This window comes from Myxococcus dinghuensis, assembly GCF_024198235.1.
Taxonomy (GTDB): domain Bacteria; phylum Myxococcota; class Myxococcia; order Myxococcales; family Myxococcaceae; genus Myxococcus; species Myxococcus dinghuensis.
In genome coordinates, this window is the sequence record NZ_JAKCFB010000022.1 from 96,930 (window position 1) to 112,721 (window position 15,792).

At 72.1% G+C, this 15,792-nt stretch carries 18 protein-coding genes; all 18 read left to right on the forward strand.

Annotated elements, in window-relative coordinates; genetic code table 11:
- Positions 1 to 16: 16 nt before the first annotated feature.
- Complete coding sequence (locus tag LZ198_RS26335) at positions 17 to 274, forward strand: acyl carrier protein (protein ID WP_253974814.1); 258 nt, start codon at positions 17 to 19, stop codon at positions 272 to 274.
- A complete protein-coding gene (locus LZ198_RS26340; protein ID WP_253974815.1) occupies positions 271 to 822 on the forward strand; it encodes a COG4648 family protein in 552 nt (183 codons plus the stop codon). The genes LZ198_RS26335 and LZ198_RS26340 overlap by 4 nt, the downstream gene beginning before the upstream one ends.
- Positions 815 to 2,521 carry an AMP-binding protein gene (locus tag LZ198_RS26345; RefSeq protein WP_253974816.1) on the forward strand — a complete coding sequence of 569 codons (1,707 nt, stop codon included), beginning with the start codon at positions 815 to 817 and terminating at the stop codon, positions 2,519 to 2,521. Before LZ198_RS26340 ends, LZ198_RS26345 begins: the two co-directional genes overlap by 8 nt.
- The gene (locus LZ198_RS26350; RefSeq protein WP_253974817.1) at positions 2,518 to 3,255 is read left to right on the forward strand and encodes a glycosyltransferase family 2 protein; all 738 of its coding nucleotides are present in this window, start codon (positions 2,518 to 2,520) and stop codon (positions 3,253 to 3,255) included. Before LZ198_RS26345 ends, LZ198_RS26350 begins: the two co-directional genes overlap by 4 nt.
- On the forward strand, positions 3,252 to 4,196 hold the full coding sequence (locus tag LZ198_RS26355; RefSeq protein WP_253974818.1) for an LpxL/LpxP family acyltransferase: 945 nt from the start codon (positions 3,252 to 3,254) through the stop codon (positions 4,194 to 4,196). The genes LZ198_RS26350 and LZ198_RS26355 overlap by 4 nt, the downstream gene beginning before the upstream one ends.
- Positions 4,171 to 5,727, forward strand: a complete 1,557-nt coding sequence (locus LZ198_RS26360) for an HAL/PAL/TAL family ammonia-lyase (RefSeq protein ID WP_253974819.1) — start codon at positions 4,171 to 4,173, stop codon at positions 5,725 to 5,727. The genes LZ198_RS26355 and LZ198_RS26360 overlap by 26 nt, the downstream gene beginning before the upstream one ends.
- Entirely contained in the window at positions 5,717 to 6,136 is a 420-nt protein-coding gene (locus LZ198_RS26365) for an acyl-CoA thioesterase (protein WP_253974820.1), read from the forward strand. Before LZ198_RS26360 ends, LZ198_RS26365 begins: the two co-directional genes overlap by 11 nt.
- Positions 6,133 to 6,738 (forward strand): LolA family protein, encoded by a 606-nt coding sequence (locus LZ198_RS26370; protein ID WP_253974821.1) that lies wholly within the window; start codon positions 6,133 to 6,135, stop codon positions 6,736 to 6,738. The genes LZ198_RS26365 and LZ198_RS26370 overlap by 4 nt, the downstream gene beginning before the upstream one ends.
- The gene (locus LZ198_RS26375; RefSeq protein WP_253974822.1) at positions 6,728 to 9,025 is read left to right on the forward strand and encodes an MMPL family transporter; all 2,298 of its coding nucleotides are present in this window, start codon (positions 6,728 to 6,730) and stop codon (positions 9,023 to 9,025) included. Before LZ198_RS26370 ends, LZ198_RS26375 begins: the two co-directional genes overlap by 11 nt.
- Positions 9,022 to 10,251, forward strand: coding sequence for an NAD(P)/FAD-dependent oxidoreductase (locus LZ198_RS26380; protein ID WP_253974823.1), 1,230 nt, complete (start codon positions 9,022 to 9,024; stop codon positions 10,249 to 10,251). Before LZ198_RS26375 ends, LZ198_RS26380 begins: the two co-directional genes overlap by 4 nt.
- Positions 10,239 to 10,805 carry a DUF3261 domain-containing protein gene (locus LZ198_RS26385; protein WP_253974824.1) on the forward strand — a complete coding sequence of 189 codons (567 nt, stop codon included), beginning with the start codon at positions 10,239 to 10,241 and terminating at the stop codon, positions 10,803 to 10,805. Before LZ198_RS26380 ends, LZ198_RS26385 begins: the two co-directional genes overlap by 13 nt.
- A 3-nt stretch (positions 10,806 to 10,808) precedes the next feature.
- Entirely contained in the window at positions 10,809 to 11,990 is a 1,182-nt protein-coding gene (locus LZ198_RS26390) for a beta-ketoacyl-ACP synthase (protein WP_253974825.1), read from the forward strand.
- Positions 11,990 to 12,454, forward strand: a complete 465-nt coding sequence (locus tag LZ198_RS26395) for a hotdog family protein (protein WP_253974826.1) — start codon at positions 11,990 to 11,992, stop codon at positions 12,452 to 12,454. Before LZ198_RS26390 ends, LZ198_RS26395 begins: the two co-directional genes overlap by 1 nt.
- Positions 12,447 to 13,178 carry a 3-oxoacyl-ACP reductase FabG gene (gene fabG, locus LZ198_RS26400; protein WP_253974827.1) on the forward strand — a complete coding sequence of 244 codons (732 nt, stop codon included), beginning with the start codon at positions 12,447 to 12,449 and terminating at the stop codon, positions 13,176 to 13,178. The genes LZ198_RS26395 and fabG overlap by 8 nt, the downstream gene beginning before the upstream one ends.
- Entirely contained in the window at positions 13,175 to 14,413 is a 1,239-nt protein-coding gene (locus LZ198_RS26405; protein WP_253974828.1) for a beta-ketoacyl-ACP synthase, read from the forward strand. The genes fabG and LZ198_RS26405 overlap by 4 nt, the downstream gene beginning before the upstream one ends.
- Before the next feature lie 11 nt (positions 14,414 to 14,424).
- Positions 14,425 to 14,883: an excinuclease ATPase subunit gene (locus LZ198_RS26410; protein ID WP_253974829.1), complete on the forward strand. Its 459-nt coding sequence runs from the start codon at positions 14,425 to 14,427 to the stop codon at positions 14,881 to 14,883.
- 44 nt (positions 14,884 to 14,927) lie between these two features.
- Positions 14,928 to 15,218: a hypothetical protein gene (locus LZ198_RS26415; protein ID WP_253974830.1), complete on the forward strand. Its 291-nt coding sequence runs from the start codon at positions 14,928 to 14,930 to the stop codon at positions 15,216 to 15,218.
- Between the two features lie 227 nt (positions 15,219 to 15,445).
- A complete protein-coding gene (locus LZ198_RS26420) occupies positions 15,446 to 15,703 on the forward strand; it encodes a hypothetical protein (protein WP_253974831.1) in 258 nt (85 codons plus the stop codon).
- The last annotated feature ends 89 nt before the right edge of the window (positions 15,704 to 15,792 follow it).

Sequence of the window (15,792 nt, forward strand, 5' to 3'; positions counted from 1 at the left end):
CAAGAGGGGGAACCCCATGACCAAGACTCAACTCTTCGAGAACCTGAGCCAGCTCCTGCAGGAGACCTTCGACATCGAGCCCGGACGCATCACCCCCGAGGCCCGGCTGCGCGACGACCTGGACATCGACAGCATCGACGCCGTCGACCTGCTGGTGAAGCTCAAGCCCGTCACGGGCAAGCGCCTGCCGCCGGAGGTCTTCAAGTCGGTGCGCACCATCCAGGACGTGGTGGACGCGCTGCACGGCCTGCTCGACGAGTCCGTGGCGGCGTGAAGCACCTACGTCCGGCGCTGCTGGGCCTCGTGAGCGTGGCCTACCCGCTGCTGGTCTACTTCGGCCTGGGCCGGTTCGAGCCTCGGTGGATGGCCCTGCCCCTGGCCATGATGGCCGTGGTGCGCGCGGTGGCCACGAAGGAGAAGGTGTGGCTCGCCACCGCGGCGGGCGCCCTGCTGCTCGCGGCCTCCAGCATGCTGGGCAACCATGCCCTGCCGCTGAAGCTCTATCCGGTGCTGGTCAACGCGGTGCTGCTCACCGTCTTCGCCACCAGCCTCGCCTTCCCCCCCAGCCTCATCGAGCGGCTGGCCCGGCTGCGCGAGCCGGACCTGCCGCCCTCGGGCGTGGCCTACACGCGCCGGGTGACGCAGGTGTGGTGCGGCTTCTTCGTGCTCAACGGGGGCCTGGCCCTGGGCACCGCGCTGTGGGCGAGCGACGCCACGTGGGCGCTCTACAACGGGCTCATCGCCTACGGGCTGATGGGCCTGCTCTTCGCCGGGGAGTGGCTGGTGCGCCGCCGCGTGCGCGCCCGCCACGCACATGGCTGACCCGGTCGACATCGAGCACCTGCTCAGCCACGGTCGTCCGGGGGAGACAGGGGTGGCGTCGCGCGACGGCGCGGCCCTGGACTTCACGGCATTCGCCGCCCGGGCCACGCACTGGCACGCGGCGTTCGCCCGCGAGGCGGGGAGCCGCTGGGCGCTCTACTTCGACGACACGTTCGACTTCGCCGCCGCGCTGTTGGGTGCGTGGCACGCGGGGCGGTGCGTCTACCTGCCCTCGGATGCCCGGCCGGCGACGCTGGAGCGCCTGCGCGGCGAGGTGGACGGGTTCGCGGGCACGCTCCCCGCCGCCCTGTCGCCCCTCGTCCCCGTCGCGGGCGCCCCGGCGCGTTGGAGTCCGCTGCGCTCGGACGCGGAGGCGCTCGTCGTCTACACGTCCGGCTCCAGCGGGGAGCCCACCGCCATCCCCAAGCGGCTGGGGCAACTGACGCGCGAGGTGTCCACCCTGGCGCGGCTGTTCGACGCGCGGGTGGGCCCCGACGCCCGCGTGCTGGCCACCGTGTCGCACCAGCACATCTACGGGCTCCTGTTCCGGGTGCTCTGGCCGCTGACGACGGGGCGCCCCTTCCTGGCCCGGAGCCTGCCCTACCCCGAGGACATCGTCGCCGCGCTGGAGGAGGGCCCGGCCGCGCTCGTCGCCAGCCCCGCGCACCTCAAGCGGCTGCCGGAGTCCCTGGACTGGACCCCGGCGCGGCGGCACCTGCGCGCCGTCTTCTCGTCCGGCGGTCCGCTCCCCACCGACGCGCTGCACGCCTGCCGCGCACGGCTCGGCCAGGCGCCGGTGGAGGTCTACGGCAGCTCCGAGACGGGGGGCATCGCCTGGCGCCAGCGCTCGGAGGACGACGCCCGTCCCTGGACGGTGATGCCGGGCGTGGTCGCGGAGGCCGGGGACGACGGCGCGCTGACGGTCCGCTCCCCCCACCTCCACCCGCCCGGGGAGGCGCGCTTCCAGACGGCGGACCACGTCCGGCTGGTGGAGGGGGGCTTCGAGCTGTTGGGCCGGAGCGACCGGCTCCTCAAGCTGGAGGAGAAGCGGGTGTCGCTCACGGCCATGGAGCGGGCGCTGGCCGAGGGCGGGCTGGTGCGGGAGGCGCGGGTGGTGCCGCTCCAGGAGGGGCACCGGCTGATACTCGCGGTCGTGGCCCTCCCGTCCGAGGACGGCTGGCGGGTGCATGCCGGAGGAGGCAAGCGCGCCCTGAACCAGGCCCTGCGCGAACGGTTGGCCCGGAGGTTCGAGCCTGGTGCCCTGCCGCGCCGGTTCCGGTATCTGGAGGCGATGCCCGTCAACAGCCAGGGAAAGACCCCCGAGGCGGCGCTGACCGCCCTCTTCGACGCCCGCCGCCCGCCCGCGCGTGAGCTGGAGCGCTCCCCGGAGCGTGTCCTGCTGGCCCTGGAGGCCCAGGCGGAGTCGCCCTATTTCCGCGGGCACTTCCCCGGCATGCCCATCCTCCCGGGCGTGGCGCAGTTGGAGTGGGCCATCCAACTGGGGCGCGAGTACTTCCCGCTGCCGCCCGACTTCCTGCGCATGGAGGCGGTGAAGTTCCAGCAGCTCATCCCCCCGGGCACGCACCTGACGCTGGAGCTCACCTGGACGGAGGCCAAGGGCAGCCTCCACTTCAAGCTCACCTCCGCCGCGGGCACCCACGCCGGCGGCCGCATCGTGTTCGGTGGAGCCCCCCGATGAAGGCTTGCGCGGTCATCCCGGTCTACAACCATGGCGAGGCGGTGGGCGCGGTGGTCCAGGCCGTGCGCGCCCACGGCCTGCCCTGCGTGCTGGTGGACGACGGCAGCGAGCCGGGGTGCGCGCGCGTGCTGGACGCGCTGGCCGCGGCGGACACGGACGGCCTCACCCTGGTGCGGCTGCCCCGGAACGAGGGCAAGGGCGGCGCGATGATGGCGGGGCTGCGCGCGGCGAAGGCGGCGGGCTTCAGCCACGCGCTGCAGATCGACGCCGACGGGCAGCACGACACGAGCGACATCCCCCGCTTCCTCGCGCTGGCGGCCGGCGCCCCGGACACGCTCATCTGCGGCACGCCCGTCTACGACGCGTCCGTGCCCAAGGGCCGGCTCTACGGCCGGTACGCCACGCACGTCTGGGTGTGGATCAACACGCTGTCCTTCGCCATCCGCGACTCGATGTGCGGCTTCCGCGTCTACCCGCTGACGCCCACCGTCGCGCTCATCGACGCGGTGCGTATCGGCAAGCGGATGGACTTCGACGTGGAGGTGCTGGTGCGCCTGTTCTGGCGCGGCATGGTCATCCACAACCAGCCCACGCGGGTGCGCTATCCCACCGACGGCATCTCCCACTTCGACGTGCTCTGGGACAACGTGCGCATCTCCGGCATGCACGCGCGGCTGTTCTTCGGGATGCTGGCGCGCCTGCCGCTGCTGCTGTGGAACAAGGTGAAGGCATGAAGGCGCGGCACTGGGCGGAGGTGGGCGAGAGCACCTTCGTCCTCGGCATCTGGCTGCTGTACTGGATTCACCGGCTGCTGGGCCGCTGGCCGTTCCGCGTGTGCCTGTTCCCCGTCGTCCTGGTGCACTGGCTGGCGCGCCCCGTGGTGCGGGACGCGTCGCTCCAGTACCTGTCGCGCCTGGAGACAGCCACCGGCGCGCTGGGCCACCCACCGCGGCTGCGCGACAGCCTCCGGCACATGGCCTCCTTCGCGGAGACGATGCTCGACAAGCTCCTGGCGGTCAGCGGGCGCTACCGCTTCGAGCAGGTGCGCACGGAGGGACGCGAGCAGTTCTACGAGGCGGCGAAGGGGGGGCGGGGCGGCATCATCGTCACCGCGCACATGGGCTGCCTGGAGCTGTGCCGCGCCATGGCGGAGAAGCGTGGCGAGGTGAAGTTGAACATCCTCGTCCACACCCGACACGCCGAGCAGTTCAACCGCATGCTCAAGCGCCTCAACCCGGACAGCGACTTCCAGTTGATGGAGGTCACCGACCTGGGACCCGGGACGGCGGTGATGCTCCAGGAGCGCGTCGCCGCGGGCGAGTTCGTGGTGATCGCCGGGGACCGGGTGCCGGTCCACGCCAGCCAGACGGTGAGCGTGGACTTCCTGGGCCACGCGGCGCCCTTCCCGGTGGGGCCGTACGTCCTGGCCTCCCTGTTCAAATGTCCGCTGTTCCTGCTGGGGTGCATCCACGAGGGCCCCGGCTACACCATCCACTTCGAGTGCCTGGCGGACCGCGTGGACCTCCCCCGGAGCAAGCGCGTGGAGGCCCTGACCGGGTACGCCCGGCACTACGCCGAGCGGCTCACCGCGCTCCTGGAGCGCTCGCCACTCGACTGGTTCAACTTCTTCCCCTTCTGGGATCAGGCGAATGTCTCCGCCCGACAACAACAGTGAGTGTCCGGTCCGCTTCGATGGAAGCCGGCTGGTCATCGAGGACGTCGTCGCGCTGTCGAGCCGGGAGCGCGGCGTGGAGCTGGGCACCGCGCCCGCCTTCCGCCAGCGCATCACCCGGGGCGCGGAGTTCCTGGACCGGCTCCTGGCCGAGGACGGGCACATCTACGGCGTGACGACGGGCTATGGGGACTCGGTCACCGTGGCCGTCCCGCCCGAGCTCATCCCCGAGCTGCCGCACCACCTCTACGCGTACCACGGCATCGGCGCGGGGCGGTTCCTCACGCCCGAGGAGACGCGCGCGGTGCTGGCGACGCGGCTGGCCTCGCTGGTCCAGGGCGTGTCCGGCGTGGGGCTGGAGCTGCTCACCCAGCTCGAGCGGCTGCTCCAGCACGACATCCTCCCGCTCATCCCGGCCGAGGGCTCGGTGGGCGCCAGCGGGGACCTCACGCCGCTCTCCTATGTCGCGGCGGTGCTCTGCGGCGAGCGCGAGGTCTGGTATCGCGGCGAGCGACGGGGCGCGGCGGAGGTGCTGGCCGGACACGGCATCACGCCGCTGCGGCTGCGCCCCAAGGAGGGGCTGGCCATCATGAACGGCACGGCGGTGATGACCGCGCTGGCGTGCCTGGCCTGGGCGCGCGCGGACTACCTGTGTCGGCTGGGCACGCGCCTCACCGCGCTCAACGTCGTGGCCAGCGCCGGCAACGCGCACCACTTCGACGAGGCGCTGTTCGCGCTCAAGCCCCACGTGGGCCAGCAGCGGGTGGCCGCGCGGCTGAGGAGCGACCTCGCCTCCGACAGGCCCCAGCGCAACGAGCAGCGGCTCCAGGACCGCTACTCGCTGCGCTGCGCCCCGCACGTGCTCGGGGTCCTCGAGGACGCCCTGCCCTTCTTCCGCACGCTCATCGAGAACGAGCTGAACAGCGCCAACGACAACCCGCTCATCGACCCGGAGGGCGAGCGCGTGCTCCACGGCGGCCACTTCTACGGCGGCCACATCGCCTTCGCCATGGACGGCCTGAAGAACGCGGTGGCCAACGTGGCGGACCTGCTGGACCGGCAGCTCGCCCTGCTCGTCGACGCCCGCTACAACCACGGCCTGCCCGCGAACCTGTCCGCGGCCACCGGCCCGCGCGCGGCCATCAACCACGGCCTCAAGGCGCTGCAGATCAGCGTCTCCGCCTGGACGGCGGAGGCCCTCAAGCAGACCATGCCCGCGTCCGTCTTCTCCCGCTCCACCGAGTGCCACAACCAGGACAAGGTGAGCATGGGCACCATCGCCGCGCGGGACTGCCTGCGCGTGCTGGAGCTGTCCGAGCAGGTGGTGGCGGCCCTGCTCATCGCGGCGCGACAGGGGCTCGCCCTGCGCGAGCGCGTGGCGGGGGGATTGAATCTGACGCCCGCGCTCGCGTCGATGCGCCACGACCTGGAGCGGCGGGTCGCGCTGGTGGACGAGGACCGCGCGCTGGACCGGGAGCTGCAAGCCCTGCTGGGAGCCCTCCGGGGACGCGAGTGGACGCTCTATGAAGCCTGACCTCAGCCACGAAATCGAACTGGCGCCCGCCTTCCACGACCTCGACCCGATGGAGGTCGTCTGGCATGGCCACTACGTGAAGTACCTGGAGCTGGCCCGCTGCGCCCTGCTGGCGAGGTTCGACTACGACTACCCCCAGATGCGGGAGTCCGGCTACGCGTGGCCCGTGGTGGACCTGCGCCTGAAGTACGTCCAGCCGGCCGTCTACGCGCAGCGGCTGCGCATCCGCGCGGAAATCACGGAGTGGGAGAACCGCCTGCGCATCGACTACCTCATCCGCGACGCCGCCACGGGCCGCAAGGTGAACCAGGCCCACACCCTCCAGGTGGCCGTGTCGCTGGCCACCCGGGAGATGCAGTTCGTCTGTCCGCCGGTGCTCTGGGAGCGCCTGGGAGTGAGGCCCGAATGAAGCGCTGGTTGCTCCTCGTGGGGATGCTGGCGGGGCTGTCGGCCCAGGCCAGCGAGCTGGTGACGGGCGTGCGCGCCCGGTTGCAGGACGCGCCGCTGCTCAGGGGCGAGTTCGAACAGAAGAAGACGGTGGCGGGCTTCAAGAAGCCGCTCGTCTCGCGCGGGGACTTCGTCCTGTCTCGGGAGAAGGGCGTGCTGTGGGACACGCGCACGCCCTTCGCGTCCACGCTCACGCTGACCCGCACGTCGCTCAGCGCGGCCCAGGGCACGAGCGCCGCCTACCACCTGGACACGGGCAAGGAGCCCGCGCTGGCCGCGGTCAACGAGCTGCTCTTCGCGCTGCTCGCGGGCGACGTGGCCACGTTGTCCTCGCGCTTCGAGGTCGAGGGGGCGCTCGTCGGCGCGGAGGGTTGGAAGCTGACGCTCACCCCGACGGACGCGGGGCTCGCGCGCGTGTTCCGGAGCATCCGGCTGGAGGGGGATCGCTTCGTGCGGCAGGTGCTGCTCGAGGAGACCCGAGGCGATTCGAGCCTCATCCAGTTCGACCACCTGAGGCAGGCCCCGCCCCTCAGCGACACGGAAGCCAGCCGCCTTGCGAAATAGGTGGGCCCTCCTCTGGACGCTCGTCGTCCTCGCCGTGGGCGTGCACCAGGTCCTGTTCTGGCGCTCGGCGCGGCTGGACACGGACGTGCTGGCGCTGCTGCCCGAGGACGAACAAGCCCCGGAGGTCGACGCCGCCACCCGCCGGCTGGCGGACGGCGCGGGCCGGGAGCTGGTCGTGCTCGTGGGCGCGCCGGACTGGGCCTCCGCCCGGCGCGCCGCGGACGTGGCCACGCGCGAGCTGGGCGCGGACACGACGCTCCTCGCCCCCACCGCCACGGATGCCTCCGCGCTGGACGCGGCGGTGGAGTTCTACCGCCCCTACCGGGACCGGCTCCTGACGCCCGCCCAGCGGGAGTGGCTGGCGCGCGCCACGCCCGACGAGCTGGGGGGCACCGCCTTGATGAAGCTGTACCAGCCCGCCGGCCCCCGGCTCACCGACTGGAGCGCGGACCCGCTGGGGCTGTGGCCGGACTGGTGGGCGGCGCGCGCGGCGGAGAGCACCGCGCGGCCCCGGGACGGGCGGCTGTGGCTGTCGGGCGAGGGCCGTGAGTGGGTGCTGCTGACGTGGCGCAGCCAGGTCTCCGCGTTCGCGCTGGGGGCGGACGCGCGCATCACCGCGCAGGTGGACCGGGCGCGCGCGGCGGTCCAGGCGGAGGTCCCCCAGGGGCGGCTGGTGGCCGCGGGGGTCCCCCTCTACGCGGAGGCCGCCGCGAGCCAGGCCAGCGACGAGATGTCCACCATCGGCCTGGGCTCGCTCATCGCGGTGCTGGTGCTGGTGTGGCTCACCTTCCGCTCCCTGCGCCCCATCCTCCTGGTGGGCGTCTCGCTGGGCATCGGCTGCGCGGTGGCCCTGACGGTCACCGCCCTCTTCTTCGACCGGGTGCACCTGTTGACGCTGGTGTTCGGCTCCAGCCTCGTGGGCGTGGCGGAGGACTACGGCTTCCACTACTTCGCCGCGCGTCAAGGACGACCGCCGGAGGAGCGGTGGACGGTGATGCGCGCGCTGCTGCCCGGCATGGCGCTCGCGCTGCTCACCAGCGTGGTGGCCTACCTCGCCCTGGGCGTGGCGCCGTTCCCCGGGCTGCGGCAGATGGCGCTGTTCTCCGCCGCCGGGCTGCTCGGCGCGTTCCTCACCGTCGTGTGCTGGTTCCCGTCCGTGGACACGGGGGTGTTGCCGGTGACGGCGTTCGCCGAGCGCTTCGCCCGTTCGCTGCCGCGCTGGCCGCGCATCGCGCGCACGTGGCGCTGGGGACTGGCGGGGGTGCTCTTCACCGGAGCGCTCGGCTGGGGGCTGTGGCGGCTGGAGACGCGCGACGACCTCCGTCAGTTGCAGGGCGCGCCCGCCAGCCTCATCGCGGACCAGCGCGAGCTGGGGCGGCTGCTGGGTCTGCCCAGCCCGGCCCAGTTCTTCCTCGTCGGCGGCGCGGACGAGGAGGAGGTCCTCGCGCGCGAGGTGTCCCTCAAGCAGCGGCTGGACCCGCTCGTGAAGGACCGCGTCATCGCGGGCTACCGCGCGGTCTCCGACTGGCTGCCCACCGCCGCCCAGCAGGACGCGGACGCGAGGCTGAGCGCCCGCGCGGAAGGGCAGGCCGTGCTCGCCGTCGCCGCCGCCACGGGGGAGGCGCCCGAGCGCGCCCGGTTCGCGCGGGACGTCCTGACGCCGGGCCGGTTCCTCGACAGCCCCGCCGCGCTCGCCATCCGCCAGCAGTGGTTGGGGCGGATGGGCCCCCGGCACTACAGCGTCGTCATGCTGCGGGGGCTGAACGACCCGTCGGTGCTCCCGCGCCTCGCGGAGGTGGGCCAGGGGCTGGAGGGCGTGCGCTGGGTGGACAAGACGGGGGAGATCTCCCGGCTGCTGGAGCGCTACCGCCGCATCATGGGGGGCCTCATCGTCGTGGGCTACGTCGCCGTGCTGCTGACGCTGGTGGCCCGCTTCCGGCGCGAGGCCTGGCGGGCGTGGATTCCGTCCGTGCTCGGCACCCTCGTCACCCTGGCCTTCTTCGGCTGGACGGGAGAGCCCGTGCAGCTCTTCAGCGTGCTGGGGCTGGTCCTGCTGCTGGGGATGGGCGTGGACTACGGCATCTTCCTGTTGGAGCACCCCGGCGACGGCTCCGCGTGGCTCGCGGTGGCCCTCGCCGGCGTCAGCACGCTCCTGTCCTTCGGACTGCTGGGGCTGTCCGCGACGCCCGCGCTGCGGTCCTTCGGTCTCACCATGCTGTTGGGGGAGGTGAGCATCTGGTTCATCACCCCGTTCTTCAGACTGCCTCCCGGCAAGGACGCGTCGTGAACATAGAGAAGACGGAAGTGCTCATCATCGGAGCGGGCCCCGCGGGGTCCGTGGCCGCGGGCCTCTTGCGCAAGCAGGGACGCGAGGTGCTCATCCTCGAGCGCGAGCAGTTCCCGCGCTTCTCCATCGGCGAGAGCCTGCTGCCCCAGAGCATGGAGTACCTGGAGGAGGCGGGCATGCTCCGGGACGTCGTGGAGGCGGGCTTCCAGTTCAAGAACGGCGCCGCCTTCGCGCGCGGGGCGAAGTTCACCGACTTCGACTTCCGGGAGAAGTTCTCGCCCGGCTGGGGCACCACGTACCAGGTGCAGCGCGCGCACTTCGACCACGTGCTGGCCCGCGCGGCCGAGCGCATGGGCGCGCGCCTGCGCTTCCGCCACGTGGTGGAGTCCGTCCACGTGGGCGGCGAGCACCCGGAGGTGACGGTGCGCTCGCCGGAGGGGGACACGTACCGCGTGCAGGCGCGCTTCCTGCTGGACGCCAGCGGCTTCGGCCGCGTGCTGCCCCGGCTGTTGGACCTGGAGACGCCGTCCAACTTCCCGGTGCGGGGCGCACTCTTCACGCACGTGGAGGACCGGATCCCGCTCGGCACCTTCGACCGGCACAAGATCCGCGTCACCGTGCACCCCGAGCACGTCCACGTCTGGTACTGGACCATCCCCTTCTCCAACGGCCGCTGCTCGCAGGGCGTGGTGGCGAAGCGCGAGTTCCTCGAGCAGTACCCCGGCACGGAGACGGAGCGGCTGCGCGCCATCATCGCCGAGGACCCGGGCCTCTCCGCGCTGCTGAAGGACGCCGTCTGGGACACGCCCGCGCGCGCCATCACCGGCTACGCGGCCAACGTGAAGTCGCTGTGGGGGCGCGGCTTCGCGCTCTTGGGCAACGCCGGCGAGTTCCTCGACCCGGTGTTCTCCTCGGGCGTCACCATCGCGTTCCGCTCGGCGCACCTCGCGGCCCGGTGCCTCGCGCGCGAGCTGTCCGGACAGCCCGTGGACTGGGAGAAGGAGTACGCGGTGCCGCTCAAGTCGGGCGTGGACACGTTCCGCACCTTCGTCGAGTCCTGGTACGCGGGCGGCTTCCAGAAGGTCATCTTCCATCCGTCGCCCTCGCCCGAGGTCCGCCGGATGATCTCCTCCATCCTCGCCGGCTACGCGTGGGACACGAACAACCCCTACGTGGCGGACAGCAAGCGCCGGCTCGGCGTGCTCGAGGAGCTATGCTCCGCCTGATTCCCGTGTTGGCCCTGCTCGGCCTCTCCGCCTGCCTCACGCCCCGGCCGCGCCCGCTGTCCCCGGCCGCCACCCTGCCCTCGCTGATGCTGCCCCCCGCGAGCTTCGGGGACACGGTGAGCCTGGCCCAGCAACTGTCCTTCGCGCACGAGGCGGACCCGGACGGCCCTCGCACGGTGGAGGCGCTGCTCGAGCTCGACCCGGCGGCGCTGCGGCTCGCCGGCTTCGCGCTCGGGCAGCGGATGTTCTCGCTGGTGTGGAACGGCTCCGCGCTGGAGGAGGAGCGCGACCCACGCCTGCCCGAGCAGTTCCAGGCCCGGCAGGTCCTCCGGGACGTCCAGCTCGTCTACTGGCCCGCGGACGTGCTCCGCGCCGCGCTGCCTCCCGACTGGACGTTGGAGGATGGACCGGGGCGCCGGGCGCTCCTCCACGCCGGCCAGGAATGGGTGACGGTGCGGTATGCTGGCGAGCCTCGCTGGCGGGGGCGCGCGGAGCTGGTCAACGTCGCGGAGCACTACCGGCTGACCATCGAGTCACGCCCCACCGAGGACTGAGCGATGCCCTCCCCCGTCTACCTCCATCAGCTCGGCGTCGTCTGCGCCCTGGGGGCCGGCCAGCGCGGGGTGCGCGAGGCGCTCCTCGGCGAGCGCCTCGTGGGGGTGGAGCCCAGCCCGGACTTCGCGGCGCGGACGCTCCAGGTCGGCCGGGTCACCGCGCCCCTGGCCAGCACGGAGGGGCTGCCCGCGTCCCAGCGCAGCCGGAACAACGCGCTGCTGCTCACGGCGCTGGAGGAGCTCCGCCCGGCCGTGGAGTCGGCGCTCCAGCGCTTCGGTCCGGAGCGCGTGGGGGTCGTCCTGGGGACCAGCACCTCCGGCGTCGGAGAGAGCGAGACGGCCCTCTCTGAGCGCCTGTCCACGGGGAGCCTGCCCGCGACCTTCCACCTCCGGCAGCAGGAGCTGGGCTCGCCGGCCGAGGCGCTCGTCCACGTGCTGGGCCTCCGAGGCCCCGCGCACGTCATCTCCACGGCCTGCTCCTCCAGCGCGAAGGCCCTGGCCAGCGCGGCGCGGCTCCTGAGGGCCGGCATCGTGGACGCGGTCGTCACCGGCGGCGCGGACGCGCTGTGTCGCTTCACGGTGGCGGGCTTCACCGCGCTCGACTCGGTGAGCGAGGCGCGCTGCAACCCGATGAGCGTGAACCGCCGGGGCATCAACATCGGCGAGGGGGCCGCCCTCTTCCTCATGACGCGCGAGCCGGGGCCGGTGCGGCTCGCGGGTTGGGGGGAGTCCTCGGACGCGCACCACCTGTCCGCGCCCGAGCCCCAGGGCCGGGGCGCCCTCGCCTCCATGCGCGAGGCGCTGACGCGCGCGGGGCTTGTGCCCGCCGACATCGGATACGTGAACCTGCACGGCACCGCGACGCCGCACAACGACGCGATGGAGAGCCTCGCGGTACACCAACTGCTGGGCGGCGACGTGCCGTGCAGCTCGACGAAGCCCCTGACGGGGCACACGCTCGGCGCGGCCGGGGCCCTGGAGGCGGCCTTCTGCTGGCTCACCCTCGTCGACAACCCCACGGGCCGGCTGCCACCGCACTGGTGGGACGGAGAACCCGACCCGGCCCTCCCCGCGCTCTCGCTGGTGGAGCCCGGCCACGCGCTGGGCCACGCCCCCCGGTACGTGCTGAGCAACTCGTTTGCCTTCGGCGGCAGCAATGCCACCCTGGTGCTGGGAAGGGATTGATGCGCACCGCCATCGCATTCGACATCACCGAGCTGCTCCCCCACACGGAACGCATGCGGCTCATCGACCGCGCGCTGGAGGGAGACGAGGAGGGGCTGGTGGCCGAGGTCACCATCCGCGAAGACTGCCTCTTCTTCGAGAACGGCGGCGTCGGGGGTTGGGTGGGCATCGAGTTCATGGCCCAGGCGATTGGCGCCTGGGCGGGATGGCGGTTCCGGTTGCGCGGCGAGCCGCTGCGGGTGGGCTTCCTGCTGGGGACGCGCCGCTTCGAATGCGGCCGGCCGCGGTTCCGCGCGGGCGAGCGGCTGCGCATCGAGGTCCAGCGCCAGTACTGGACGGAGGAAGGCATGAGCCAGTTCGACTGCGCCATCGGCATCGACGGCGAGACGGTGGCCACGGCGGCGCTGACGGTGTTCCAGCCCCCGGGCGCCGCGGTGCTGAGGAAGGTGGACGCGGATGAGTGACGAGACGGTGCTGGTGACGGGCTCCAGCCGGGGCATCGGCAAGGCCATCGCGCTGCGACTGGCCCAGGACGGCTTCGATGTCGTGGTGCACTGCCGGGGACAGGTGGACCAGGCGGAGGCGGTGGCCGCGCGGGCGCGGGAGCTGGGCCGGTCCGCGCGGGTGCTGCGGTTCGACGTGTCGCAGCGGGCGGAGACAGAGCAGGCGCTGCTCGCGGACATCGAGGCGCACGGCTGTTACTACGGCGTGGTGTGCAACGCGGGCATCGCGCGGGACAACGCGTTCCCCGCCATGCCGCCCGAGGACTGGGACGCGGTCATCCACACCAACCTGGATGCCTTCTACAACGTGCTCAATCCGCTCTCGATGCCGCTGGTGCGGCGGCGCAAGCCCGGGCGCATCGTCACCCTGTCCTCCGTCTCCGGACTGATGGGCAACCGCGGACAGGTCAACTACAGCGCCGCGAAGGCGGGCATCATCGGCGCGACGAAGGCGCTGGCGGTGGAGCTCGCCAGCCGGGGCATCACCGTCAACTGCGTGGCCCCCGGGCTCATCGACACGGAGATGGTGGAGCCACACGTCGTGGAGGAGGCGCTGAAGCTGATCCCCGCGAAGCGGATGGGGCGTCCCGAGGAGGTGGCCGCGGTGGTCAGCTTCCTGATGAGCCCGGACGCGGCCTACGTCACGCGGCAGGTCATCTCGGTGAACGGGGGAATGCTCGGATGAGACGCGTGGTGGTCACCGGTATCGGGGCGCTCAGTCCCCTGGGCCATGACTGGGGGACGGTGGAGGCCCGGCTGCGCTCGCGGCGCAACGCCGTGCAGGTCATGGAGGAGTGGAAGCAGTACGAGGGCCTGCACACCCAGGTGGGCGCGCCCGCGGCCCCCTTCGAGCTGCCGCCGCAGACGTATTCGCGCAAGACGATGCGGGGCATGGGCCGGGTGGCGCTGCTGGCCACGCGGGCCAGCGAGCTGGCGCTCCAGGACGCGGGGCTCCTGGGGGACGCGCTCGTGCGCAGCGGGAAGATGGGCGTGTCCTACGGCTCGTCCGCGGGCTCCGCGGCGAACATGGCGGACTTCGGGCGGATGGTGACGGACAAGACGACCGAGGGCATCACCGCCACCACGTACGTGCGGATGATGGCGCACACCGCGGCCGTGAACATCGGCGTGTTCTTCGGGCTGACGGGGCGCATCATCACCACCTCCAGCGCGTGTACCTCCGGGAGCCAGGGCATCGGCTACGCGTACGAGACCCTCCGGTTGGGGAAGCAGGTGGCGATGCTGGCGGGGGGCGCGGAGGAGCTCGACGCCACGGGCGCGGCGGTGTTCGACACCCTGTTCGCGACGAGCACGCAGAACAACGCCACCCCGGAGCTGACGCCCCGTCCCTTCCACGCGAAGCGCGACGGGCTGGTGCTGGGCGAGGGCGCGTGCACGTTGGTGCTGGAGGAGTTGGAGCACGCCCGCGCGCGCGGGGCCCGCATCCACGCGGAGGTCATCGGCTACGGGACGAACACGGACGGGCGCCACATCACCCAGCCCCACGCGGAGACGATGGCGGTGGCCATGCGGCTGGCCCTGGAAGACGCGGGCATCCCTCCGTCGGAGGTGGGCTACGTCAACGCGCACGGCACCGCGACGGACCAGGGTGACGTGGCGGAGAGCGCCGCGACCCACGAGGTCTTCGGGGAGCGGATGCCCATCTCCTCGCTCAAGAGCTACATGGGCCATACGCTGGGGGCGTGTGGCGCGCTGGAGGCGTGGATGAGCCTGGAGATGATGCGCACGGGCTGGTTCGCGCCCACGCTGCACCTGGCGCCAGGCGAGGTGGACCCTCGCTGCGCGCCGTTGGACTATGTCGTGGGCGAGGGGCGACAGCTCCAGACCGACGTGGTCATGAGCAACAACTTCGCCTTCGGCGGAATCAACACGTCGTTGATCTTCCGCCGCTGGGCATGAGGGGGAGACCGATGAAGAAGACGTTGACGCTGTCCCTGCTGGCCCTGACGCTGTCCTCGCCCGCGCTCGCGCGCGACACGCCCATCCTCGTGTCCCTGGCGGACGTGCTGGCGATGCCGGAGGCGCAGAAGAAGCTGGATGGGACGGTGAAGTTCTACCTGGCCGGGCAGAAGACGCCCAAGGTGGAGGAGCGGTTCGACGAGACCGTCACGAACAAGAAGACCAACGGCGTGGGCAAGTCGGACGAGGACGGCTGCCGGTGGGTGACGCTGTCCGCCCTGATTGCCCTCCAGGAAGGCGCCAAGAAGGCGGGCGCGAACGCCGTGGTCGACATCGTCAGCTATTACAAGAAGAGCGAGGCGCGCAGCCCCACGGACGTCGAGTGCCACGCGGGCACCTTCGTCATCGGCGTGGCGCTCAAGGGCACATACGCCAAGGTGAAGGCCGGCGCCAAGAGCGCCTCGAAGTAGCGCGCGGCGCCTATACTCGGCCCCCTGTCACCTGGAGGTGTCGCGTGCGTTGGCTGGTTGCCGTCGTGCTGTTGGGTGCGTCGACTGCGTCCGCGCAGTCCCCGGAGTGCAAGGCCGCGAGGAAGGAATACAAGGAGCGGGAGGACAGCCTGGAGGCGCTGAAGCAGGCCCGCAAGGAGATGCGCGAGGTGCTGGCCACCGCCAAGAAGGGACGCGCCACCAGCCGTGTCCTCGACGCCCTCGAGAAGGCGGACGACGCGCTGGAGGATGGCATCAAGCGCGCGACCGCGGAGCAGGCCCAGCGCGACAAGCTGACCCGGGAGATCTGCAAGTAGTCCCGAGCGGCCGCCAGGACCTCCTCGCCCGTCCTGGGGGCCGCGCCGACACGACGGGCGCCCCGGAGTCCCACCCTCGGGACTCCGAGCACGGCGTCCACCGGGTGCGTCGAGACCGCGCTCCAGGGAGACAAGGGAATCCAGCTTCAACACGCCTTCCGCGCTTCCAGCCCTGCGTGACGCTTGATACTTTTGCAACGCAGCAACCACTCGACCGAGGAGGTCACATGCGGAACGTCATCCAGGGGCTGTTGGCGGCGGTGATGCTGGTGGGCTGTGGAGGAGCGGAGCTGGACTCCGGCGTCACTCCGCCCGAGACGGACGCCCCCCAGGGCGAGGTCCGGGAGATGAAGGACTGTGAGCCGTGCAGCACCCGTCTCGACAACTGCATGAACGCCGCGACCACGCAGGCCGAGGAGGATGCGTGCATCCAGAAGTGGCTGGCCTGCACCAAGGCGTACTGCGCGGGTCCCACCCTGCGGTAGAGCGTGGCGAGGGCACCGGTCCGGGCTCACGCGCCCGGACCGGCGACCCTCGCTCCACCCGAGGCAGAAGCCGGGCACCAGGGCCCGAC

What these genes read in the sequence shown, in the direction of transcription:
- LZ198_RS26335 (WP_253974814.1), top strand. Translation starts at nt 17, where the DNA reads ATGACCAAGACTCAACTCTTCGAGAACCTGAGCCAGCTCCTGCAGGAG.
- LZ198_RS26345 (WP_253974816.1), top strand. Translation starts at nt 815, where the DNA reads ATGGCTGACCCGGTCGACATCGAGCACCTGCTCAGCCACGGTCGTCCG.
- LZ198_RS26350 (WP_253974817.1), top strand. Translation starts at nt 2,518, where the DNA reads ATGAAGGCTTGCGCGGTCATCCCGGTCTACAACCATGGCGAGGCGGTG.
- LZ198_RS26355 (WP_253974818.1), top strand. Translation starts at nt 3,252, where the DNA reads ATGAAGGCGCGGCACTGGGCGGAGGTGGGCGAGAGCACCTTCGTCCTC.
- LZ198_RS26360 (WP_253974819.1), top strand. Translation starts at nt 4,171, where the DNA reads ATGTCTCCGCCCGACAACAACAGTGAGTGTCCGGTCCGCTTCGATGGA.
- LZ198_RS26365 (WP_253974820.1), top strand. Translation starts at nt 5,717, where the DNA reads ATGAAGCCTGACCTCAGCCACGAAATCGAACTGGCGCCCGCCTTCCAC.
- LZ198_RS26370 (WP_253974821.1), top strand. Translation starts at nt 6,133, where the DNA reads ATGAAGCGCTGGTTGCTCCTCGTGGGGATGCTGGCGGGGCTGTCGGCC.
- LZ198_RS26385 (WP_253974824.1), top strand. Translation starts at nt 10,239, where the DNA reads ATGCTCCGCCTGATTCCCGTGTTGGCCCTGCTCGGCCTCTCCGCCTGC.
- LZ198_RS26390 (WP_253974825.1), top strand. Translation starts at nt 10,809, where the DNA reads ATGCCCTCCCCCGTCTACCTCCATCAGCTCGGCGTCGTCTGCGCCCTG.
- LZ198_RS26395 (WP_253974826.1), top strand. Translation starts at nt 11,990, where the DNA reads ATGCGCACCGCCATCGCATTCGACATCACCGAGCTGCTCCCCCACACG.
- fabG (WP_253974827.1), top strand. Translation starts at nt 12,447, where the DNA reads ATGAGTGACGAGACGGTGCTGGTGACGGGCTCCAGCCGGGGCATCGGC.
- LZ198_RS26405 (WP_253974828.1), top strand. Translation starts at nt 13,175, where the DNA reads ATGAGACGCGTGGTGGTCACCGGTATCGGGGCGCTCAGTCCCCTGGGC.
- LZ198_RS26410 (WP_253974829.1), top strand. Translation starts at nt 14,425, where the DNA reads ATGAAGAAGACGTTGACGCTGTCCCTGCTGGCCCTGACGCTGTCCTCG.
- LZ198_RS26420 (WP_253974831.1), top strand. Translation starts at nt 15,446, where the DNA reads ATGCGGAACGTCATCCAGGGGCTGTTGGCGGCGGTGATGCTGGTGGGC.